Source organism: Achromobacter insuavis, from assembly GCF_902859645.1.
Classification (GTDB): domain Bacteria; phylum Pseudomonadota; class Gammaproteobacteria; order Burkholderiales; family Burkholderiaceae_B; genus Achromobacter; species Achromobacter insuavis.
The window spans coordinates 30,612-51,010 of sequence record NZ_CADIJR010000042.1 but is presented as its reverse complement, the minus strand read 5'-3'; the positions used below and the strand labels follow the sequence as shown (position 1 = coordinate 51,010).

22 protein-coding genes are annotated in these 20,399 nt (G+C 66.6%); 13 read left to right on the top strand and 9 right to left on the bottom strand.

Translation table 11 applies throughout. From position 1 onward, the window contains the following. Positions 1–37 precede the first annotated feature (37 nt). From nrfD to H0523_RS20065, 7 genes are all read right to left on the bottom strand, one after another. Complete coding sequence (nrfD, locus tag H0523_RS20095; protein ID WP_054432207.1) at positions 38–1,072, bottom strand: NrfD/PsrC family molybdoenzyme membrane anchor subunit; 1,035 nt, start codon at positions 1,070–1,072, stop codon at positions 38–40. 13 nt (positions 1,073–1,085) lie between these two features. Then, positions 1,086–1,853, bottom strand: coding sequence for a sulfate reduction electron transfer complex DsrMKJOP subunit DsrO (gene dsrO, locus H0523_RS20090; protein ID WP_054432208.1), 768 nt, complete (start codon positions 1,851–1,853; stop codon positions 1,086–1,088). 87 nt (positions 1,854–1,940) lie between these two features. Further along, positions 1,941–2,570 (bottom strand): tetratricopeptide repeat protein, encoded by a 630-nt coding sequence (locus H0523_RS20085; protein ID WP_156350144.1) that lies wholly within the window; start codon positions 2,568–2,570, stop codon positions 1,941–1,943. Next, positions 2,549–3,211: a molecular chaperone TorD gene (gene torD, locus H0523_RS20080; RefSeq protein ID WP_231689903.1), complete on the bottom strand. Its 663-nt coding sequence runs from the start codon at positions 3,209–3,211 to the stop codon at positions 2,549–2,551. The genes H0523_RS20085 and torD overlap by 22 nt, the downstream gene beginning before the upstream one ends. A 64-nt stretch (positions 3,212–3,275) precedes the next feature. Then, complete coding sequence (gene torA / locus H0523_RS20075) at positions 3,276–5,786, bottom strand: trimethylamine-N-oxide reductase TorA (protein ID WP_054432210.1); 2,511 nt, start codon at positions 5,784–5,786, stop codon at positions 3,276–3,278. A gap of 7 nt (positions 5,787–5,793) precedes the next feature. Beyond that, a complete protein-coding gene (gene torC / locus H0523_RS20070) occupies positions 5,794–7,014 on the bottom strand; it encodes a pentaheme c-type cytochrome TorC (protein WP_054432211.1) in 1,221 nt (406 codons plus the stop codon). A 37-nt stretch (positions 7,015–7,051) separates the two neighbouring features. Continuing rightward, a complete protein-coding gene (locus tag H0523_RS20065) occupies positions 7,052–7,213 on the bottom strand; it encodes a hypothetical protein (RefSeq protein WP_156333429.1) in 162 nt (53 codons plus the stop codon). Between the two features lie 400 nt (positions 7,214–7,613). Between H0523_RS20065 and ccmA the strand changes: the two genes are divergently transcribed. From ccmA to ccmI, 9 genes are read left to right on the top strand one after another with little or no spacing between them, the layout of a single operon-like run. Beyond that, positions 7,614–8,240: a cytochrome c biogenesis heme-transporting ATPase CcmA gene (gene ccmA / locus H0523_RS20060; RefSeq protein WP_054432213.1), complete on the top strand. Its 627-nt coding sequence runs from the start codon at positions 7,614–7,616 to the stop codon at positions 8,238–8,240. Next, positions 8,237–8,977, top strand: coding sequence for a heme exporter protein CcmB (gene ccmB / locus H0523_RS20055; protein WP_082404556.1), 741 nt, complete (start codon positions 8,237–8,239; stop codon positions 8,975–8,977). Before ccmA ends, ccmB begins: the two co-directional genes overlap by 4 nt. Positions 8,978–8,982: 5 nt before the next feature. Then, a complete protein-coding gene (gene ccmC, locus H0523_RS20050) occupies positions 8,983–9,807 on the top strand; it encodes a heme ABC transporter permease CcmC (RefSeq protein WP_054432264.1) in 825 nt (274 codons plus the stop codon). Continuing rightward, a complete protein-coding gene (gene ccmD / locus H0523_RS20045) occupies positions 9,807–9,995 on the top strand; it encodes a heme exporter protein CcmD (protein ID WP_054432214.1) in 189 nt (62 codons plus the stop codon). The genes ccmC and ccmD overlap by 1 nt, the downstream gene beginning before the upstream one ends. Continuing rightward, complete coding sequence (ccmE, locus tag H0523_RS20040) at positions 9,995–10,441, top strand: cytochrome c maturation protein CcmE (protein WP_054432215.1); 447 nt, start codon at positions 9,995–9,997, stop codon at positions 10,439–10,441. The genes ccmD and ccmE overlap by 1 nt, the downstream gene beginning before the upstream one ends. After that, positions 10,438–12,432: a heme lyase CcmF/NrfE family subunit gene (locus H0523_RS20035; RefSeq protein WP_054432216.1), complete on the top strand. Its 1,995-nt coding sequence runs from the start codon at positions 10,438–10,440 to the stop codon at positions 12,430–12,432. Before ccmE ends, H0523_RS20035 begins: the two co-directional genes overlap by 4 nt. Then, the gene (locus H0523_RS20030; protein ID WP_054432217.1) at positions 12,429–12,962 is read left to right on the top strand and encodes a DsbE family thiol:disulfide interchange protein; all 534 of its coding nucleotides are present in this window, start codon (positions 12,429–12,431) and stop codon (positions 12,960–12,962) included. The genes H0523_RS20035 and H0523_RS20030 overlap by 4 nt, the downstream gene beginning before the upstream one ends. Further along, positions 12,952–13,527 carry a cytochrome c-type biogenesis protein gene (locus H0523_RS20025; RefSeq protein ID WP_082385668.1) on the top strand — a complete coding sequence of 192 codons (576 nt, stop codon included), beginning with the start codon at positions 12,952–12,954 and terminating at the stop codon, positions 13,525–13,527. The genes H0523_RS20030 and H0523_RS20025 overlap by 11 nt, the downstream gene beginning before the upstream one ends. Next, positions 13,524–14,432 (top strand): c-type cytochrome biogenesis protein CcmI, encoded by a 909-nt coding sequence (gene ccmI, locus H0523_RS20020; protein WP_054432218.1) that lies wholly within the window; start codon positions 13,524–13,526, stop codon positions 14,430–14,432. Before H0523_RS20025 ends, ccmI begins: the two co-directional genes overlap by 4 nt. A gap of 46 nt (positions 14,433–14,478) precedes the next feature. On the opposite strand, the gene H0523_RS20015 is transcribed toward ccmI, so the two are convergent. After that, on the bottom strand, positions 14,479–15,036 hold the full coding sequence (locus H0523_RS20015; RefSeq protein WP_082404562.1) for a DNA-deoxyinosine glycosylase: 558 nt from the start codon (positions 15,034–15,036) through the stop codon (positions 14,479–14,481). A 313-nt stretch (positions 15,037–15,349) separates the two neighbouring features. Here H0523_RS20015 and H0523_RS20010 point away from each other — a divergent pair, with 313 nt between their 5' ends. Beyond that, a complete protein-coding gene (locus H0523_RS20010; RefSeq protein WP_054432219.1) occupies positions 15,350–16,213 on the top strand; it encodes a pirin family protein in 864 nt (287 codons plus the stop codon). A 206-nt stretch (positions 16,214–16,419) separates the two neighbouring features. Next, on the top strand, positions 16,420–17,145 hold the full coding sequence (locus H0523_RS20005) for a hypothetical protein (RefSeq protein WP_156350146.1): 726 nt from the start codon (positions 16,420–16,422) through the stop codon (positions 17,143–17,145). 139 nt (positions 17,146–17,284) lie between these two features. Here the strand turns inward: H0523_RS20005 and H0523_RS20000 are convergent, their stop codons facing one another. Further along, positions 17,285–18,526 carry a phospholipase D-like domain-containing protein gene (locus H0523_RS20000; protein WP_156350148.1) on the bottom strand — a complete coding sequence of 414 codons (1,242 nt, stop codon included), beginning with the start codon at positions 18,524–18,526 and terminating at the stop codon, positions 17,285–17,287. 266 nt (positions 18,527–18,792) lie between these two features. On the opposite strand from H0523_RS20000, the gene H0523_RS19995 reads away from it, so the two are divergent. Together H0523_RS19995 and H0523_RS19990 are read left to right on the top strand one after the other, a co-directional pair. After that, on the top strand, positions 18,793–19,314 hold the full coding sequence (locus H0523_RS19995; RefSeq protein WP_054460912.1) for a sigma-70 family RNA polymerase sigma factor: 522 nt from the start codon (positions 18,793–18,795) through the stop codon (positions 19,312–19,314). A gap of 16 nt (positions 19,315–19,330) precedes the next feature. Further along, positions 19,331–20,326, top strand: coding sequence for a FecR domain-containing protein (locus H0523_RS19990; protein WP_054432222.1), 996 nt, complete (start codon positions 19,331–19,333; stop codon positions 20,324–20,326). The last annotated feature ends 73 nt before the right edge of the window (positions 20,327–20,399 follow it).

Sequence of the window (20,399 nt, the reverse complement as noted above, 5' to 3'; positions counted from 1 at the left end):
GGTCATCTCGATGCGAATTCGTGTCGGGCCGGCGCCCTCAGGCGACCAGGCCGCGGGTGCGGGCCGGGAACAGTTCCAGCGCGTAGGTCACGGCGGCGACCAGCGCGGCGCACAGGCCCAGCACGCCGATCATGCCGAGCAGGCCGTCGCTGCCCCAGGGCATGTCGTACAGGTACAGGCCGGCGCCATACTTGGGCACGCCCTGCACGCTCATGAACACCACCCAGCGGAAGATCCAGGCGGCGGCCAGCATGGTCAGCGCCAGCGCCGCCGACGGCAGCGGCGCCGCCAGCGCGCGCGGCGCGCGTTGCAGCAGCGCGATCATGCAGAACCCGGTGGCCACGGCGCCGGCCAGGCTGGCGCGCCATACCGGGAATTCGCCGAACAGGCGCAACGCGGCATCAAACGAGGGGTCCTGGCCGAGCAGGCCCAGCAGCACCCAGGCGCCCGCGCCGATCAGCATCATCACCACCGCCGTCACGCTCAGGCGGCGCAGCAGCTCGACCGGCAGCGCCTTCAGGCCGCCCGGCAGCCAGCGCGCCACCAGGAACATCGCCCCCAGCGCCCCCAGCCACGCGGTCAGCGCGAAATTCAGCGGCAGGAACGGCGTGTGCCACAGCGGCCGCGCCCGCAGCACCATCACCTCGGCGCCGGTGTAGACCAGGATCGACACCGCCGACAGCGCCAGCGCGATGCCCAGCAGCCGCACCCAGACCATGCGCCCCCACCACCAGGCGGCGCAGAACAGCACCGCCAGTCCGGTGAAGACCGGCAGCAGCAACGCCCCCAGCCACATCCACGACCACGGCGTCAGCCGGGTATAGAAATGCCAGAACCGGCCCGGCTGGTGCAGGTCGGCCAGCAGCGACACGGGCGCCGCGATGGCGCACACCAGCAACACGGTGACCGCGGCCGGCAGCAGGCGGCGCGCCGGCGAGCCGGCCTCGCCGAAGGCGGCGCCGGCGGCGGTCAACGCCGCGGTCGCGGCAATCCCGATAAGGAAAAAGTACTGCACGGCCCACGGCAGCCAGGCGGCGTCGTAGACCGGCGTCAGCAATTCGGTGATCTGCATGGCGCTCCCCTTCTCAATGGCCACCGGCCAGCCGCACGCCGGCCTGGCCGTCGATCTGGTGCACGAAGGCATCGGGCAGGCCGATGTAATAGACGTGCGGATCGGTCTTCATCTCGGGCTTGAGCACCTTGATGTCGGCACGGTGCTCGGCCAGCCGTTGCGAGATGGCGCTGTCGGGGTCGTTCAGGTCGCCGATGACGCGGGCGCCGCCCACGCAGCTTTCGACACAGGCCGGCAGCAGGCCGGCTTCGAGCCGGTGCTCGCAGAAGGTGCACTTGTCGGCGGTCTGGGTGTCGTGATTGATGAAGCGGGCGTCATACGGACAGGCCTGCACGCAATAGCCGCAGCCGACGCAGCGCTGGTTGTCGACCAGCACGATGCCGTCCTCGCGCTGGAACGTGGCCTGCACCGGACAGACCGGCACACAGGGCGGGTTGTCGCAGTGGTTGCACAGGCGCGGCAGCATCACCATGGCGCAGGGGCTGCCGCTGTCGGGCTGGACTTCGTATTGCAGAACGGTGGTGCGGAACTGGCCGACCGGCGGCAGGTTCTCGAGCGAACAGCTGACCGTACAGGACTGGCAGCCGATGCATTTGCGCAGGTCGACGAGCATGCCGTAGCGCTTGCCGGGGATGCCGGGACGACGAGGGGGTTGCTGGTTGATGCCGGTGCCGGCTTCGGCACGGATGGGGATGATGGTGGCGGCGGCGCTCAGGCCGAGCAGGTTCTTCAGGAAACCGCGTTTGCCCGGGAGGGGGACTTCGGGTGGGGGGTGAGACACAGACTTCTCCGCGAATTGTGTTGTTGTGTCATTAACTTATCGCTTTTGGTTATATAGAGAGTTGATACGGGTCAATGGGGGACGGGTTTATTTAGGAATTGTCTTAGCCTGCGCGGTCGTGACCATCGGGTCCGGGAGGCGGGCGATCTGCGCGCGGACCCATTCAAGGTCCTCGTCGTCCAGGCCGCCCTGGGTCAGGACGCGCTCCCAGGTGCGCCGGGCAAGTCCGAAGTCGCCTCGCTCGTAGGCCGAGGCGCCCTTGAGCATCAGGGCGTTGGCGTGGGACGGGTCGGCCGCCAGGGCGCGCTGCAGGAGCTCATCGGGCTTGCCGGAAAAGCCGCCTCGGTAAATGGCGAGGGTGGCGGCGAACAGGGCCAGTTCGTCGGGGTCGTCCTGCACCAGGGGCCACGCCTTGCCGAAGGCGTGGACGGCGTCGGCATGGCGGCCCATGGCGCGATAGCCGTGCGCGAGCAGCCGCTGGGCGGCGTAGTCCTGCGGCGCCTGGGCGGTGCGTTGCTCCAGGCGAGTGACCGCGGCGATGAGCTGGGCGACGTCGCCGCTTTCACGGAAGGCGACGGCCGGGTCGCGGGATGACCAGAACTGCACCGCGCCATAGCAGGTCAACGCGCCGGCCACGAGCACGATGGCCACGCGGCGCGACGGCCGCGCCGCGCGCAGCATGCGCCGCGTCAGGCTCAGCGGAAGGTGTTCAGGCATTCCAGGTCCACGCGCACGAAGGCGGCCAGCAAGGCGCCCACGGCCGGGTAGAAACGGAAGGCCAGGCCATCGACCGCGTCCATCCGGGCCTGCCAGGCCGCCAGCCAGGACGTCAGGGCGGATTCGATGAATGCCGCCTGATCGCGCGCCTGCGCCGTGATGTCCGCGGCGCGGTCGCACGCCTTGGTCCACCACGACAGCAACGCCAGGATGACGGACAGGTGGTCTTCCGGTTCCTTGAACTGTTCATCGAGGCGCAACTGACTGGACGCCAGGAACGACCGCATCAACTGCGCCGGCTTGCCATAGAGCAGCCCCCCGTCGCCCAGGTAGTACGAGGCATAGGGGATCGGGCAATGCCGCCCTTCCAGCAGGAACAGCGCGGCAAAGTCGGCGGCGTTCTCCAGCAAGGCGTCACCGTGTTGCGCCCACTCCCGCAGCACGCCGTCCACCGCCTCGGCCTCCCGCGCCAGCCCCAGGTTCGAAAAGACGGACAGCAGCGGCTCGACGCCGCCCGCCAGGTAAAGCGCCATGGCTTCACGGCCCAGCTCCTTGGCGAAGACCGTCGAAAACCAGCCATAGATTTGCGACCGCGCATGGGAGATCGCGGCCCAATCCAGATCGATACGAGCGTTATCCAATTGATGCTCCAGGAAAACCGGGTGCCGGCCGGGCACGCGCGCGGATGGCGGCCCGGCGATTGCGTCAATGCCCCGCCAGGACCTTGCCGCCGATGTCCACCTCGATGGGGCCGCCGAACGCAGTCACCGCGGGCGCGGCTCCCTGGAACAGCTCGATTTCCACCAGGCAGGTATTGGCGCTCGGCGCCTGCGCCAGCTCGGAGGTGCCGATGTCCAGCGTCAGCGTGTTGGGATCCCCGTAGGTATCCAGCGCGCCGATCTCGGGGCCGGTGGGCCCGTACCAGGCCCCTTCCTGGATGCGGACGACGCCCGGCGGGAAGTTGGCGGAAATGGACGCCCCCGCCAGCAACTGGCCCCGGCCGTTGAAGACGCGCACCAGGTCTCCGTGCCTGATGCCGCGCCGCTTGGCATCCTCGGGGCTGAGGTAGACCGGCTCGCGCCCCTGGATCGTATAGGTCGCGCGTCGCGTCGGCGATTCGCAGGTCTGCGAATGCAGGCGGGTATCCGGGTGCGCCGATTGCAGCCAGAGCGGATACTTGTCCGAATGCGGCCCGTTGTGGGAACGCTCGGCCTTTTCCATCCAGACCGGATGCCCCTTGCAGTCGCGGTAACCGAACCCCGCGATCTTGCGGCTGTAGATCTCGATGAACCCGGACGGCGTGCCCAGCGCGTTGACCTCCGGGTCCTCGCGGAAATCGGCGTGCCGCACCCAGGGCTGGCCTTCGGGGAACAGCACATAGCCTGTCTCCCAGAATTCGGCGAACGGCGGCATCGCATACCCCTTGCCGGCGTTTTCCTTGCGGCAGTCTTCGTACAGCGATTCGACCCACTGCATCTCGCTCATGTTGCGGGTGTATTCGACGTTGCGCTGCATGCGCTTGCAGAAGTCCGTCCAGATGTCGAAATCCGAGCGCGAGTGATACAGCGGATCGACCAGCTTGTGCATGGCGATCACGCCGCGGTTCGAATATGAGCCATACGCGTCGATGTCATTGCGCTCGTACGGCGTGCAGGCCGGCAGCACGATATCGGCGAAACGGCAGGTGGCGGTCCAGTTGTAGTCGATGGCCACCACCGTCTCGAGCTTCTGGTAGGCCGCCTTCATCCGGTTGCGGTCCTGCTGCCGGTGCCACTGGTTGCACCCCGAGAACAGGGCCACCTTGTACGGCGGCAGTTTCACCTTGTGCCCGTTGAAGTTGATTTCCTTGCCCGGCTCCAGCAGTGCGTCGATGACGCGGGACACCGGCACGACGGCGCTGTATCCCTGGTAGTCGCTGTTCTCGTGGCGGGGCGTGCGCCCGGTATCCAGATTCAGGGGAAAGGCGCCAGGCATCGACGCGCCGGAGGACGACACGCCCACCGAACTGTAGTGATGCGAAAAGCTGATGCCGCCGCCGGGCAGGCCGATCTGGCCCAGCATCGCCGCCAGGATGGCGCCCATCCAGTAGGGTTGCTCGCCATGCTGCTGGCGCTGGATCGCCCAGCCGAACATCAGCTGGGTGCGATGGGCCGCCATCAGGCGCGCCAGTTCGCGTATCCGCGCCGCCGGCACGCCGCAGATGGACTCGGCCCATTCCGGCGTTCTTTCGATCTTGTCCTCGGTCTTGCCATCCAGGTAGGCGGTGAATTCGTCGAAGCCCACCGCATAGGTCTCGAGGAACTTCTTGTCGTGCAGACCTTCCTTCCACAGCGTATGGGCGATACCCAGCATGAAGGCCACGTCCGTCAGCGGGTTGACGTACTGCTGCTCGCACTCCAGGTAATTGCGCGTCTTGCTTTTCACCGGATCGACGCAGATCACCTGGATCTCGTTGTTGGCCACCTTCTGCTTCAACTGCTCGAAGTACGCGTAGGCCTCGTGCGTCTCGGTGTTCCAACCCACCTGCAGGTTCTTGATCGGATCGCTCGCCCAGAAAACCAGTACCTGGGTTTCCTTGAGGATGATGTCCCAGGACGTGCCCTGCGAATACACCTCGGTCGACCCCAGCACGTAAGGCAATATGGTCTGCCCGGCGCCGGTCGAGTAATCGCCCGCCGTCCCCACGCTGTAGCTGTGCATCCCCATGGCCCGCAGCATATGGTTGCCGCAGCTGTGCATCAGCCCCACCGAACGCCAGCCCACGTTGCCCACGTGCAGCGCCCACGGTCCGTAGTCCTTCTGGACCCGCTCGACCTCGCTATAGACCAGGTCCAGCGCCTCGTCCCACCCCACCCGGATGAAGCGGTTGTCGCCGCGCAGGCCGCCGGACTGGCCGCGCTTGCGGTACCAGTCCAGCCGCACCATGGGATAGCGCACCCGCGAGGCGCTGTACAGCACGTCGAGCGTGCCATCGAGGATCGGCGTCGGGTGCTTGTCGAACTCGAACGGCTTGATTTCGACCACGCGGCCGGCCACGACGCGCGCCCGGAAGGCGCCCCAGTGGGCGCCGGAAAATCGCCAGCGCCCGGGGCCGGCATCGCCCGAGCCCCCCTGCGCGGCGCGCACCACATTGCCATTGCGCAACAGCGGCGGGATGGCGAAAGAACCCAGCGAAGCGGCGATACCGCCCATGAACCGGCGACGGGAAATCTTCATGACTATCTCAGTGGGCCGAGGCCACACCGTCCTTTACAACGAAATCAGAGGAATGCAATTGCAGATACTTCAGGACCAGCTTCGCGGTCGGGTCGTCCATGTTGGTGAATCCGACCATGCCGCCAAACAGCCCGGGCCATTGGTTGGCGTCGTGCGAAGCCTCGTTCGGCTGGCGATGGCACACGCTGCAGCTTTGCGAATAGCTCTGCCGGGCCACGCCCCAGATCGGCTCGACGTTGTCGACCAGCCCGCCGCCGCGCAGCCAGACCGTGGCGGAAATCTTCTGCCACTCCAGGCCGGTGACCTTGTCGACCTGGGTCTCGAGCACGTGGATCAGGTCATCGTCCCGCGAGACCTCCTTGGCCAGCACGGCGCTGGTGATGTTCAGGCCGAAGCGGCCGTACAACACGCGCGCATACCCCTTGTTCTTCCGCCAGAGCTGCAGCTCGACCTGCACCGCGTCGTTCTTTTTCTGCAGCACCTTGGCGTCGGTGGCGATCTCGATGGCGCCGATCTCCCGCGTCAGTTCCGGGTCCGCGTAGAGCGGCTGGGGCATGACGCTGTAATAGCGCTTGCCGGTCTCGATGGCCGCGCCGCGGGCCTCGGATGTGAGCGCCGCCAGCGCCGGATTGCCCTGCGACTTGACCTCGGGCAGGTGGTGCGCGATGCCCTTGTGGCAGTCGACGCAGCTGGCGTTGCGTTCCGCCGCGCCATGCATGATGGTCTGCGACGTCACGCGCATCTTGTCGAAGTCCATGCTGGCGTAGTCATGGCAGTTGCGGCATTCCTTGGAGTTGTTGGCCTTGAAGCGGGCCCACTCGCGCGTGGCGAGCACGATGCGGTGCTCCTTGAATTTCTCGGGCGTGCCGATGGTTCCCATCAGATGCCCCAGCACCTCGCGCGAGGCCTGCATCTTGCGCGCCACCTTGGACGTGAAGTCGTGCGGCACGTGGCAATCGGGACAATGGGCGCGCACCCCCGAGCGGTTCTTCCAGTGCACCGTCTGCTTCAGCTCGGGCAGCACCGTGTCGCTCATCGAGTGGCACGAGATACAGAAGGCCTCGGAATTGGTGGCGTTCATGCCGGTATTGAACAGCGCGAGGAACGTCACGCCGCCGATGAATCCACCGATGACCAGGACGCCCAGTCCGATTCTGGTGGAGGGGCGCAGCAACAACGCGAGCACCCAGTGAATTGCAGTCTTGACTGCCTTGAAGCGATTTTTCATGTGTAGGCCCAACCGGCTGGTTTCTCGGATTTCGTTTTCAGGCCGGCGGGCCCCAAAACAGAATCTGTCCGAACCACACGATGAATCCAAACACGCAGATCATCAGGAAGGCCACGACGGGACATGCGACGAAGGCCAGCGACAGGAATTTCGCCCACTCCGCGGCCATGCCGGTTTGATGCTTTGATTTGTTTTTCACTGGATACGACTTTGCAAATTTCATCTACGACCGGCCGCGCGCCGTGCGCTTGCACGACGCGGGACCGCTACAACCAGCGCGGCCTGTGGCCAGACCGTCGCCTTTTTTTATTTGACGCGACGGTGCGACATTCATGTTGATCTCGGTCAATCGTCGACCCCGCAACACGGCCTCAGCGGAACAACTCGGACCGATCCGAATCGGCCACCCGCCAGCATTTGAATTCGCGCGAACCGCGGGCATTTTTGCCTACAGGTAAATCAGTCCGACAAAGTCGAAAAACGGCCTGAACGGGGCAAACCGGCGGCGCGGATTATTTAATATCCCACTCCGTTGTCGGCGTCGCGCCACCTTGGCCAAGCGGGGGTTGTTTACATGAATATCTGGATGGGCGCCGGCCATGCTTGAAGCGCGCGATCTCACCTGTTCGAAAGGGGACCGCCTGCTGTTCCCGCCCCTGTCGTTCCAATTGCGGGCCGGGCAGATGCTGCGCGTGGTCGCGCCCAACGGCCATGGCAAGACCAGCCTGCTGCGCACCCTGTGCGGCCTGGCCCGCGCGGATAGCGGCGCGGTGTGGTGGCGCGGCACGGACATCCAGCGCCTGGGCGCCGGCTTCCGCCAGCATCTGCTCTACCTCGGCCATGCCGATGCGCTCAACGACCTGCTGACGCCGCTGGAAAACCTGCGCCTGCTCTGCCAGGCCCAGGCCCTGCCCGCGACGGCGGCGGCCTGTCGGGACGCGCTCTGCCGGATGGGCCTGGAAGCCGGGCTCGACCTGCCCGTGGGCGTCCTGTCGCAAGGCCAGCGGCGGCGCGCCGTGCTGGCGCGGCTGCTGCTGCATCCGGCGCGTGCACTGTGGTTGCTGGATGAACCCTTCACCGCGCTCGACGCCGCCACCGTGGCGCACCTTGCGCGCCTCCTGACGCGTCATTGCGATGACGGCGGACGGGTCGTCCTGACCACCCACCAGGACGTGCCGCTCGAGCGCGCGCCGCGCGTGCTCGACCTGGCCGGGGGCACGGCATGAAGCCGTCCGCCCAGCCCGCCTCCCAGGCCGCGCCCGCAACCGCCGCGTCCCGGTCCGCCGCATCGCTGTGGTCCACCCCCTTCTTCGCCGTTCTGCGGCGAGACCTGCTGCTGGCCTGCCGGGCGCGGGCCGACCTCGTCGTCTCCCTGCTTTTTTTCGTGCTGGTCGCCTGCCTGTTTCCCCTGGCCGTGGGCGCCGACGCCGCGCGCCTGCGGGCGATGGCGCCCGGGATACTGTGGGTCGCCGCCCTGCTGTCGGCCTTGTTGTCGCAACACCGGCTGTTCGCGCAGGACCACGCCGACGGCGCGCTCGAACAATGGCTGCTGTCGCCCGAGCCCGCCGCGCTATGGGTGCTGGCCAAGATCCTCGCGCACTGGATCGGAACCGGTCTGCCTTTGGTGCTGATGGCGCCGGCCATGGGCCTGCTGTTTGACCTGAGTCAGTGTTCCCGCTGGACCCTGTCGATATCGTTCGCGCTGGGAACGCCGGTACTGGCGCTGCTGGGCGCCCTCGGCGCCGCGCTGACATTGGGACTGCGCGGCGGCGGCGTGCTGCAGGCCCTGCTGCTGCTGCCCCTGTTCGCGCCGGTGCTGATCTTCGGCGCCGGATCGGTCACGGCGTGCGCGGCGGGCCAGGTCCACGCAACGCCGTTCCTGCTGCTCGGCGCCGCGCTGCTGGCGGCGCTGGCCCTGGTTCCTCCCGCTTGTGCGCTGGCACTGCGGTTCGCCGTCGAATGATGAAGATGCACAGACCGCCCCCCGACCTTCCCGCCCCGCCGCGCCGACCCGCGCGCCTGCTGCGATTCGCCGCGCCGCAGGTCTTCTATCCGCTGGCGGGCAGGCTCATCCCCTGGTGCGCGGCCCTGGCCGCCCTGTTCGGCCTGGCGGCGTGCTGGACCGGCTTTTTCGTCGCGCCCACCGATGCGACCCAGGGCGAGGTCTACCGCATCATCTTCATCCATGTGGCCGCCGCCTGGATGTCCATGTTCGTCTATCTGTTGATGGCCTTCTGGTCGGCGCTCGGCCTGATCCTGCAGACCCGCCTGTCCTTCATCATGGCCCGCGCCCTGGCGCCCACCGGCGCGATGTTCTGCTTCGTGGCGCTCTGGAGCGGCGCGTTGTGGGGACGGCCGGCCTGGGGCGCCTACTGGGTCTGGGATGCCCGCCTGACCTCGCAACTGCTGCTGTTCTTCCTGTACCTGGGCTACCTGGCGCTCACCGCCCTGCATGCCGATCCGCGCCGCGGCGACCGCGCCGGGGCCCTGCTCGCCCTGGTCGGCGCCATCAACGTTCCCGTCATCTACTTCTCGGTGACGTGGTGGAACACGCTGCACCAGGGCGCTTCGGTCAGCCTGACCCGGGCGCCCTCGATGGCGACCACCATGCTGGTCGCCATGCTGCTCATGACGCTCGCCGCCTGGGCCTACACGGCGGCCATCGCGCTGATGCGCGCGCGCACCTTGATCCTGGAGCGGGACTGCCACGCCGGCTGGGTCCGGGACCTGATCGAGCCGCGCGGCATCCCGGACAGCAAGGACGCGCGCGCCCTCAAGCAAGGAGCGGCCTGATGCAATGGGAATCCTGGGCCGCGTTCTGGCACATGGGCGGCAGCGGCGCCTTCGTCTGGGGCAGCTACGGCGCACTGGCCCTGCTGGCGCTGGCCGAGTGCGTGGCGCTGGCGCGGCGCCGCCGCCGCGCGATCCGCCGCATCGCCGCGCGCCATCGCGCCCGCCGCGCCCCCGGGGAACCGCTTTGATGCCCACGCGCCGCAAACGCCTGTTCCTGCTGCTCGGGGCGCTGGCGCTGCTGGCGTCGGCCGTCGCCCTGATGCTGACGGCGATGCGCCAGAACCTGGTGTTCTTCCATACCCCCAGCGAGATCGCCCGCGGCGAGGCCCCGCGCGAACGGCTGCTGCGCATCGGCGGCCTGGTGCAGGCCGGATCGCTGCGGCGCCAGGCCGATGGCCTGACCGTCCGCTTCGTCATCACCGACACCGCCCGCAGCGTGTCCGTGACCTACCGCGGGTCCTTGCCCGACCTGTTCCAGGAAGGCAAGGGCGTGGTGGCCCAGGGCATGCTGGGCGGCGACGGGGTGTTCGTCGCCACCAGCGTGCTCGCCCGCCACGACGAAAACTACACCCCGGTCGAGGCGCAACATGCCCTCGACCGCGCCCACGACGCCGAAAAGACGCTACAGCGATGATTGCGGAACTGGGCCATTTCTCGCTGATGATCGCGTTCGCCCTGGCGCTGGTCCAGGCCATCCCGCCCCTGTATGGCGCCTGGCGCGGCCGCGCCGCGCTGATGGCGGTCGGCCGCGCCGCCGCGCGCGGGCAGTTGCTCTTCATCCTGCTGTCCTATGCCTGCCTGAACCTGCTGTTCATCGGCAATGATTTCTCGGTGCGGCTGGTCGCCGCCAACTCGCACACCCAGACCCCGCTGATCTACCGCATCACCGGCGTCTGGGGCAACCACGAAGGGTCCATGCTGTTGTGGATCGTCTCGCTGTCGCTATGGACGGCGGCGGTCACGCGGTTCAGCCGCCACCTGCCCGAGGCCTTCATGGCGCGGGTGCTCGGCATCATGGGCTGCGTCAGCGCCGGCTTCATCGCCTTCACGCTGCTGACCTCCAACCCCTTCGAACGACTGCTGCCCGCGCCCGCCCAGGGCAACGACCTGAACCCGATGCTGCAGGACCCGGGCATGATCATCCACCCGCCCCTGCTGTACCTGGGCTACGTCGGCTTCAGCGTCGCCTTTGCCTTCGCCATCGCCGCCTTGCTCACGGGTCGCCTGGACGCGGCCTGGGCGCGCTGGTCGCGGCCCTGGACCGTGGCCGCCTGGGTCCTGCTGACGGCGGGGATCGCGGTCGGATCGAGCTGGGCCTACTACGAACTGGGCTGGGGCGGCTGGTGGTTCTGGGACCCGGTGGAAAACGCCTCGTTCATGCCGTGGCTGCTGGGCACCGCCCTGATCCATTCACTCGCCGTGACCGAAAAGCGCGGGGCGTTCCGCAGCTGGACCGTGCTGCTGGCCATCGGCGCCTTCTCGCTGTCGTTGCTGGGCACCTTCCTGGTCCGTTCCGGCGTGGTCACCTCGGTGCACGCCTTTGCCACCGATCCGGCGCGCGGCCTGTTCATCCTGTGCCTGCTGGTCGCGGTGATCGGCGCGTCGCTGATCCTGTTCGCCTGGCGCGCGCCAAGGCTGCAGGGCGGCGGCAGCTTCCAGCTGATATCACGCGACGCCGCCTTGCTGGCCAACAACGCGCTGCTGGCGGTCGCCTGCGCCGCGGTGCTGCTGGGCACCCTGTATCCGCTGTTCCTGGACGCGCTGGACCTGGGCAAGATCTCGGTCGGTCCGCCCTACTTCGACTCGACGTTCGTGCCCTTGATGACGCCGGTGCTGGCGCTGGTCGTGCTGGGCACCTTCGTGCGCTGGAAGGCAGATACCGGGCAACGGCTGGCGCGGCGCCTGGGGCCCACACTGCTGGCGAGCGTCTTGATGGCGATGGGCCTGGCGGGCGGACTCGGGCATTTCACCTGGCGCACCTGCCTGGGCCTGTTCCTGGCGGCCTGGCTCGTCCTGGGCAGCGCGCAACTGCTCAGGGACCGCCTCGCCAGCGGCGCCCGAGCCGCGCTGGCGACGCGCCTGCGCGGCATTCCCGCGGCCTGGTGGGGCATGTGGCTGGCCCATCTCGGCCTGGGCGTGTTCGTCATCGGCGTCACCATGGTCAACAGTTTCCAGTCCAGCCTGGACGTGAAGATGCTGCCCGGGCAGACCGCGCAATTGGCCGGATACACCTTTACTTTCGACGGCGTGCGGCAGGAACAAGGCCCCAACTGGGTCGCGGCGCGCGCCACGCTCGAGGTCGCGCGCAACGGCCGCCACGTCGCGACCCTGCGGCCCGAAACGCGCACCTACGTGGCGCACGCCATGCCGATGACGCAATCGGCCATCGACGTCGGCCCGCTGCGCGACGTGTACACCGCCCTGGGCGAACCGCTGCCCGACGGCAGCTGGATCGTCAATCTCTTCCACAAGCCGTTCATCAGCTGGATCTGGGCCGGCTGCGGCCTGATGATCCTGGGCGGCCTGTGCGCGGCCAGCGACCGGCGCTACCGCAAACTGGCGCAACGGGACGTTGGCGGCGCCGCCCGGGCGGTCCCGGACGCGGGCACGGCGGGCGCGCCATGAAGCTCAGGTTCCTCATCCCTTTCCTGCTGTTCCTGGGGCTGGCCGGCTTTCTCGCCATGGGCCTGGGCCGCGATCCGCGTGAACTGCCATCGCCCCTCATCGCGCAGCCCGCGCCGCCATTCCGCCTGGCGCGGCTGGATGCGCCGGAGCGCCACTTCGGCCTGGACGACATGCGCGGCAAGGTGTGGCTGTTCAACGTCTGGGCCAGCTGGTGCGTCGCCTGCCGCGCCGAACATGCCGTGCTGCTGCGCGCCGCGCGCGACGGCCGCATCCCCATCATCGGCCTCGACTACAAGGACGACGCCGCCGACGCGCGCGCCTGGCTGGCCCGGTTGGGCACCCCCTACGACGTCTCGGTGGCCGACCCTGACGGCAGGGTCGGCATCGACTACGGCGTCTACGGCGTGCCCGAGACCTTCCTGATCGACGCCAACGGCATCATCCGCTACAAGCATATCGGCCCCGTCACCCAGGAGGTGCTTGACACCATCCTGATGCCGCGGGCGCGGGAGGCGCGGGATGAACGCTGATCGCGCCTTTTCACTGCGCCCCGGCCTGCGCGCAGCACCGTCCCGCCGGTCCAGTCCGGCACGCCACCGCGCCCGCGCCTGGGCGACCGCGCTGGCGCTGACCCTGGCCTTCGGCGCCCAGGCGGCCAACGAAGCCCCCGCCGCCGCGCCGGACCCGGCGCTGGAGGCTCGCGTCCAGGCCTTCACCCGGGACCTGCGCTGCCTGGTGTGCCAGAACGAATCCCTGGCCGATTCGCGCGCACCGCTGGCGCGCGATCTACGCCGGGAAGTGCGCGAGCTTTTCCTGGCAGGCCGCAGCGAGGCGCAGGTGCGCCAGTTCCTGGTGTCCCGCTATGGCGACTTCGTGCTCTACGATCCGCCGCTCAAGGCCAGCACCGCCCTGCTCTGGACCGGCCCCGGGCTGTTGCTGGCCGCGGCGCTGGGCGGCCTGCTGTGGCGCTTGCGACGCCATGCGCGCCATGCCGAGCCCCCCTTGGGCCAGACCGACGCCGCCGAGGCCAGGGCCCTGCTGGCCGATGAGGCCGCGCCGCGGGTCGATTGCCGTCATCGGGAGGGCCAACCTTGACGCTGTTTCTCATCATGGCGGCCGCCCTGGTCCTGCTCGCCCTGCTCTTTGTCCTGCCGCCCCTGCTGGGATCGGGCGCCCCATCCCCCCCCGAGGCGCCACGCCAGGCGCAGGCATCATTGCGGGTCCTGCGGGAACAATGGGCGCAACTGCGGGCCGACCACGCCGGCGGCCGCATCGCAGCGGCCGACTACGCCCTGGCCTGCGCCGAGCTGGAACGGCGCGCGCTACAGGAAGGCCGCGCCACCGCCACCGCCGTCGATGCGCGGCCCGCGCGGCGCTGGGCCGCGGCCATCGCGCTGCTGCTGCCCTTGATTACCGCCGCCCTGTACGGCGCGCTGGGCAACCCCGCCGGCATCACGGCCGGCGGCGATCCCATGGTCACCGCCAGCGCGGATCATGACGCCCCCGGCCAGATGACCGATCTGCTGGCCGGCCTGATCCAGCGCCTCGAAGCCAACCCCGCCGCCCCCGCCGGCTGGACCATGCTGGCCAACACCTACCTGACCCTGGAGGATTTTGCCGGCGGCGCGGCGACCTGGCAGCGCATCGGCGCCAACGCGCCGGACGACCCCACGGTGCTGGCCGACTGGGCCGACATCCTGGCCACCGCCGCGAACGGCGATTTCACCGGCGAACCCGACCGGCTGATCGGCCGCGTGCTGGCGCGCGCGCCCGATGACGTGAAAGGCCTGGCCCTGGCCGGCACCAGCGCATTCTTCCGCCACGACTACCCGGCGGCCATCGGTTACTGGGAGCGCCTGCTGACCCGGGTCGAACCCGACGACCCCGTCCGTGCCCAGATCCAGACCGGACTGGACGAGGCCCGGCAACAGCTCGACCGGGCACCTGGCACGGCGGCAACCCCGGACGGCGCACGCGCGGTAGAACCCGCCGCCCCCTGAACAAGAAGCCCCCGCGCGGCCACCGCCCGGCCGGCAGCCCCCCGCATCAATCGCCGCGCGCGCAACCGGGCGGCGTCAAAGCCTCGCGCCAGACGGCCAGCTTCTTCTCGAACGACGCGGCGGCATGAGCCGGACTGGTGGAAGGCAGGTCGACGTATTGCAGCGCCAGGCCCGGCAGCCCCGGCAGGACATGGCGCCGAAACAGCGCGGCGGCCTTGCCCCCGTTGAAGCAGATGCGGATCAGGCGCGGATGGGCCTGGAGAAAGGCGGCGAAGTCGTTGGGGACCAAGGTGTCGGCGCGGATGTCGGCGTCCAGGCTGCCTGGGCGCTCGCAGGCCTGTAGCACATCCCAGAGGGCGACGCCGGCCTGTTGCAGGGCTTGCAGGCGCGCGGGGTAGTCGGCGGCGGCGTCGAAGCCCAGGACCTGGGCGGCGATCGGCCAGAAGGCGTTGCGGGGATGGGCGTAATAGCGCGCCTGCCTGAGCGACGCGACGCCGGGCATGGAGCCCAGCACCAGGATGCGGGCGTCGGCGGCGGCGACCGGGGCAAAGCCCTGGACGTGGGAGGACTGCCCGGGGTCAGCGATATCGGATTGTCGTGGCATGGCGCAAGAATACCCCGGGGTCGACGCATCGCTTCTGCTGCGAGCCAGGGGCCCACCTGCAGGCGGCCGCGGCAGGCTCGGGCGGCAGCCGCGGATATCAGGACGAACAAGCCAAGGAACGACGCGCCGGAACTGATGCCGGTTGTCTCGCCGCCTCGCAAACTGGAACCAATTTGAATCTCACCTCCCTGTAGTGTCCTATTCATGGAACAGTGCTTATCAATCGCGGGGACTACCGAAAGCGGCCCCGCGCCCTTATCTTGATAGGTATGACCAACGGCCCCGCAGGGGCCGCGCAACAGGAATGACGATCATGAAGAAGATTCTGGGTGTGCATGCCAGCCCGCGTCCCCACTGGGTGGGCGACGGCTTTCCGGTGCGCTCGATGTTCTCGTACAACGACAAGGGCAAGAACGTCAGCCCGTTCCTGCTCCTGGACTACGCCGGCCCGGCGCAATTCGCGCCGGCCACGCAACCGCGCGGCGTCGGCCAGCATCCGCACCGCGGCTTCGAGACCGTGACCATCGTCTACAGCGGCGAGGTCGAGCACCGTGACTCCACCGGCAACGGCGGCGTCATCGGGCCCGGCGACGTCCAGTGGATGACGGCCGCCTCGGGCATCCTGCATGAAGAGTTCCACTCCCCCGCGTTCACCCGCAAGGGCGGCGAGCTGGAGATGGTGCAGCTGTGGGTCAACCTGCCGGCCAAGGACAAGAAGGCCCCCGCCGGCTACCAGAGCCTGCTGAATGCGGAGATCCCGGTGGTGTCGCTGCCCGACGATGCCGGCTCGCTGCGCGTCATCGCCGGCGGCTACGGCGGCCAGACCGGCCCAGCCCGCACCTTCACGCCGATCGACGTGTGGGACGTGCGCCTGTCCGCCGGCAAGACCGCGACCTTCGCGATCCCGGCGGGCCGCAACAGCATGCTCGTGATGCTGCGCGGCACGGTGCTGGTCAACGGCGAAGCAGTGGCGCGCGACGCGCAGCTGACGCTGTTCGCGCAGGACGGTGACGAGATCACGGTCGAAGCCAACAACGACGCCGTGTTCCTGGTGTTGAGCGGTGAGCCGATCGACGAGCCCGTGGTGGGATATGGGCCGTTTGTGATGAATTCACAGGCGGAGATCGTCGAGGCGATCCAGGATTTCAATGCCGGGAAGTATGGGCAGATGCATTGAAGGGGCGGGACCGGCGGGGGGTTGTCGGTCCTGGTGAATGAGGCCGCGTTTCCTGGGTTGGGGAACGCGGCTTTTTTTTGGGGCGATGGGGTGGCGCCCTGCCGTCACGTCCATGCCCCGTAAGCCTGAAGCGACCGGTTCAGGTCACGGTGGTGGGAAAGAGGGCTCCGAGGCTATATTCCGATAATCTATAACCGCTTCCATTCATGATGACCGCATCAGAATCTCCCATCACGGTATTAGATCGCCTTGAAGCTTCCTGCCAAGAAGGCGGATCGCTCGTGGTGCATGCTGGCATACATCGGATTCTGGACTCCTGCTATCTCGATCTGAATGAGTCCGCGTTTTTCACTGTACTCGCAAGGGAGAAACCGCCAACGGTGTTTGTGCAAGCCCGCCAGTACGATCCAGACGCGTTTATCCGTTCTGTAATGATTAGTGAAGGCTGGGATGCCTCATTCGAGGATGACCCTCAATCGGTTTGGCCATCCCCCGCGGATGTGGCAGAACAACTGAGCGAGCAACTCGCTGGGTGTGCGCACTACGCAGGCACCACTTGTTCGGTTCTTGCTACGTACGCCGTAGGCGGATTGAACAGGATTTGCTGGATTACAAGCGATTGGGCCAATGATTTATCAGACGCGATCATCTTGGCATGCGAACGACGCCATCTGATACAAGCGAGCAGGCAGCAAGCCACAGCCCAAGCCCTTGAAGGCCTGATCGAGGAAATTGCCAATGATCCAAAATTCCGCGCGATACGCGGAAGGCCAAAGCGGCTGCTTTACGTAGAAAAGGTCTATGGAGATCGGATTCCAACTGATCCCCGTGGACGGGTCTCTCGGCCTGCTCAGAACTGCTCGCTCGTGGACAACAACCTTGCGATAGTTTTGATCAAAGCGGATGACCGCACTTCCGTAGAAGATTTTTGACAGTGTTCTTTGGGTTGCCAACTGTATCAGCAAGAACACAATCTGCAGCGCTTTGTGCTTCCCCACCGGACCAACTGCATAGATAACACATTCGCGTTAACTACCGGAACAAAAAAAGCAGCCATGGAATATATGAAAACTACACGGAGTTTCCTGCGTACACAATGGCGTCCAACATCGCTGATCTAGCGCGCCAAAGCCTCGCTTGTTCCAAACCCGCGGGACGTTCCTCATTCCACCATGGGGTAAGCAGTATCGTCTCGACCACCGTATCCCAGTAATCCCTGGCATCCTTCAGCGCTTCCTTTGGCACGCCAAGCTGCTCCGACAGCCTCGTGACATTAGTGCTCGAAATAGGCACGAAATAGTCCGGTCTCTTCAAGCAGGCCAACCGTGTCGCTCCAACGATGCCAATCCCCCCCTCATCTCCTGCGGCGCGTTCCAGCGCTGCCCAATATTCCAACCAGTTCTCCCGTGTCGGAGGAAATTCAGCCGGAATGAGGTCTAGCGCAGACGCCACTTCGATGGGATTTTCCTTTTCTATTAAGTGGGCGTACGAATGACCGAAACGATGCGCAGAAGTCATGGCCCCAAAAAAATGCCAGTCTATGTCGTCAGCTTGTTTAGGCCGTGCTGTAGTCGTACCGGCAATTCGCTTTCGATCTTCAATGGACAACTTCAAGAATCCGCCGGGTTGCCTCAGCAACGTCTGCACTTGATCCAACATATCGAGCCGGCGAGAACAGCCATTATTCGGTGCGGCATTCACCTTGGCCAGCCAATCATCCCATTCCATATGAATAGGCGCATCAGTTCGCACCTTTTCTTCCATGCGGTCTGGTTCGGCTTGATAGAGTTCGTCGATTGTTTTCCGCTGACTTTGCGCAGCGCGATGGCTCGCTCGATAGTGACTGATGAATGCGGCCGTAGGGGTGATGCACGGCCCTTTCGCTGACTGTTCGACAAACTGGCGGAGAGCCAGGACGGTAGGATCGTTTTTTTCGAACTCAGAGGCGGTACTGAGCTCTATATTGTTTTGAAAAGCTCCTCGCGTCATGTTATGACTGCCCACGATCGCCGTGTATCGGTCACCATGCTCGAACAGGTAAAGCTTCGGATGAAAGAGCGGACCCTTCGCGCTACGAAATGAGACCCAATTGCATGTCGCCAACCGCTCTATACAGCTTGGCGCGGTAAGAGACCCGTGCGTGCCAATTACTACGACCTCAAGTTTTCTCTCTTGTTTTAGCAACTCATAAAAAACTTCATTCTCCGTAGCCCAAGCCACGGCTATCCAGGCTCGTTGACATGTCTGGAGCTGCTGAATGATCACGTTTGCCACCGTGCCAGACTGAGTCAAAATTCTCACCGGTCTCATCATCGCCTCTCTTACTCTATTAGAACTTTATCTATATTCTTGTATCGGCTGATAATTGGAGAACTTAAGTGCGAGACAACTGACATCAAAGCCAGTGGCTGGTTTCGAAATATCTTCGAAGACCAGCAATAGACTTTTCGTAACCGCGCCAGTCCGCCTCCGGCGTCAGACAAACCCGATTTCCCCCACCCCCCGCCCATCCCCCCACCCCATCGACTATAAAAACAAACCAATTCCCATTCGCACTTCACCCCCGCCGTCCCCACCCCATGAAAAAGTGCCTCGCCCCCACCGCCCACCAGGTCGGTGGCCTATACCGCGAGCATCACGGTTGGCTGCGCAACTGGCTTCGCACTAAAGTCCGCCGCGCCGAAGACGCCGACGATCTGACCCAGGACACTTTCGTCCGCGTGCTGTGCGCCGCCACTCCCCTCCATATCGACACCTCCCCCCTGCGCGAACCGCGCGCCTATCTGGCTACCGTGGCCGGACGGCTGGTGGCCAATTTCTACCGGCGGCAGGCGCTGGAAATCGCCTATCTCGAAGTCCTGGCCACCCTGCCGCCGCAGCACGTGCCTTCCCTCGAAACCCAGGCGCTGGTGCGCGAGGCGTTGTTCGAGTTCGATCGCATGCTCGACGGCCTCGACCCGAAGGTGCGGCAGGCACTGGTGCTGTCGCAGTTCCAGGGGTTGCCCTACACGCAGATCGCCTTGAACTTGAATGTCTCGCTGCGCACGGTGAAGAACTACATCGCGCGCGCCATGGCGCACTGCTGCCTGGCGGCCTTCTGATCCCCGGGCAGTTTGCATGGCCGAGTCCCGCCCGCCGTCGTCCGCCGAGGAATCGGCCGTACACGAAGCCGCCCGCTGGTTTGCCTGCCTCATGGCAGAGGACGCGACGCCGCGCGATCGCGTTGACTGGCAGGCCTGGCTCGACGCCAGCCCCACGCATCGCCAGGCCTGGGAACGGCTGCAGAAGATGCGGTGCGCCTTCAGCCGCGTGCCGGCCAATGTCGCCACGGCCGTGCTCACCCCGTCCGCGCGCCGGCGCGCACAGCGCCGCAGCCTGCTGTCGTTGATGGGGATGGGCCTGCTGGCCACCGGCGCCTATGGCGTCATGCGGTCAGGGGAGCCGGGCACCTGGCAGACCGCGACCGGCGAGCTGCGCCAATTCCAACTGGACGACGGCTCGCAGCTCTATCTGAACACCGCCACCCGCGTGACGCTGGATTTCAGCGATGCGCGGCGTCGGGTGGTGCTGCGTGCCGGCGAGATCCTGATGCAGGTCCATCAGGACCAGACCTCGCGGGCCATGCCGCGCCCTTTCGTCGTCAGCACGCCGCATGGCGACATCCTGCCGCAGGAGGCCCGCTTCACGGTGCGGCTGGATACCCGCGACACGCGGGTGCAGGTGTTGCAACAGTCGGCCACCATCCTGCCCGGCCAGACGCAGGATCACCCGTCGATCCGCATCCCTGCGGTGCTGCTGCGCGCCGGTCAGGCGGTGTCGTTCGATGCCAACGGCGCGGGGCCGGTGGGCGCCGCGTCCGTGGATGCGCAGGCTTGGCTGCACGGCCGCCTGGTGGTGGAGGATCGGCCACTGGCCGAGGTCGTCGCCGAACTGGCGCGTTATCGGCCCGGCATCCTGCGGTGCGATCCGGCGGTGGCCGATCTGAAGGTCTCCGGGGTCTTCTCATTGCGGGACACCGACGAGGCGCTGGAAGCAATCTCGGACAGTTTCCCTGTGCAGGTGCGGCGGCATACGCGCTACTGGGTGACGGTGCTGGCGCGCCCAGGAGCGTAGCCGGGGCGGTGGCGCAGGAGGCGGCCTCGTGCCTGACGCCACGGGTCAAGCGCAAAAAGATCACATAAGTATT

Coding starts and splice junctions, on each gene's coding strand:
- nrfD (WP_054432207.1), bottom strand. CDS start 1,072: ATGCAGATCACCGAATTGCTGACGCCGGTCTACGACGCCGCCTGGCTG.
- H0523_RS20085 (WP_156350144.1), bottom strand. CDS start 2,570: ATGCCTGAACACCTTCCGCTGAGCCTGACGCGGCGCATGCTGCGCGCG.
- torA (WP_054432210.1), bottom strand. CDS start 5,786: ATGAAGATTTCCCGTCGCCGGTTCATGGGCGGTATCGCCGCTTCGCTG.
- torC (WP_054432211.1), bottom strand. CDS start 7,014: ATGAAAAATCGCTTCAAGGCAGTCAAGACTGCAATTCACTGGGTGCTC.
- ccmA (WP_054432213.1), top strand. CDS start 7,614: ATGCTTGAAGCGCGCGATCTCACCTGTTCGAAAGGGGACCGCCTGCTG.
- ccmB (WP_082404556.1), top strand. CDS start 8,237: ATGAAGCCGTCCGCCCAGCCCGCCTCCCAGGCCGCGCCCGCAACCGCC.
- ccmC (WP_054432264.1), top strand. CDS start 8,983: ATGCACAGACCGCCCCCCGACCTTCCCGCCCCGCCGCGCCGACCCGCG.
- ccmD (WP_054432214.1), top strand. CDS start 9,807: ATGCAATGGGAATCCTGGGCCGCGTTCTGGCACATGGGCGGCAGCGGC.
- ccmE (WP_054432215.1), top strand. CDS start 9,995: ATGCCCACGCGCCGCAAACGCCTGTTCCTGCTGCTCGGGGCGCTGGCG.
- H0523_RS20035 (WP_054432216.1), top strand. CDS start 10,438: ATGATTGCGGAACTGGGCCATTTCTCGCTGATGATCGCGTTCGCCCTG.
- H0523_RS20030 (WP_054432217.1), top strand. CDS start 12,429: ATGAAGCTCAGGTTCCTCATCCCTTTCCTGCTGTTCCTGGGGCTGGCC.
- H0523_RS20025 (WP_082385668.1), top strand. CDS start 12,952: ATGAACGCTGATCGCGCCTTTTCACTGCGCCCCGGCCTGCGCGCAGCA.
- H0523_RS20015 (WP_082404562.1), bottom strand. CDS start 15,036: ATGCCACGACAATCCGATATCGCTGACCCCGGGCAGTCCTCCCACGTC.
- H0523_RS20010 (WP_054432219.1), top strand. CDS start 15,350: ATGAAGAAGATTCTGGGTGTGCATGCCAGCCCGCGTCCCCACTGGGTG.
- H0523_RS20005 (WP_156350146.1), top strand. CDS start 16,420: ATGATGACCGCATCAGAATCTCCCATCACGGTATTAGATCGCCTTGAA.
- H0523_RS20000 (WP_156350148.1), bottom strand. CDS start 18,526: ATGATGAGACCGGTGAGAATTTTGACTCAGTCTGGCACGGTGGCAAAC.
- H0523_RS19995 (WP_054460912.1), top strand. CDS start 18,793: ATGAAAAAGTGCCTCGCCCCCACCGCCCACCAGGTCGGTGGCCTATAC.
- H0523_RS19990 (WP_054432222.1), top strand. CDS start 19,331: ATGGCCGAGTCCCGCCCGCCGTCGTCCGCCGAGGAATCGGCCGTACAC.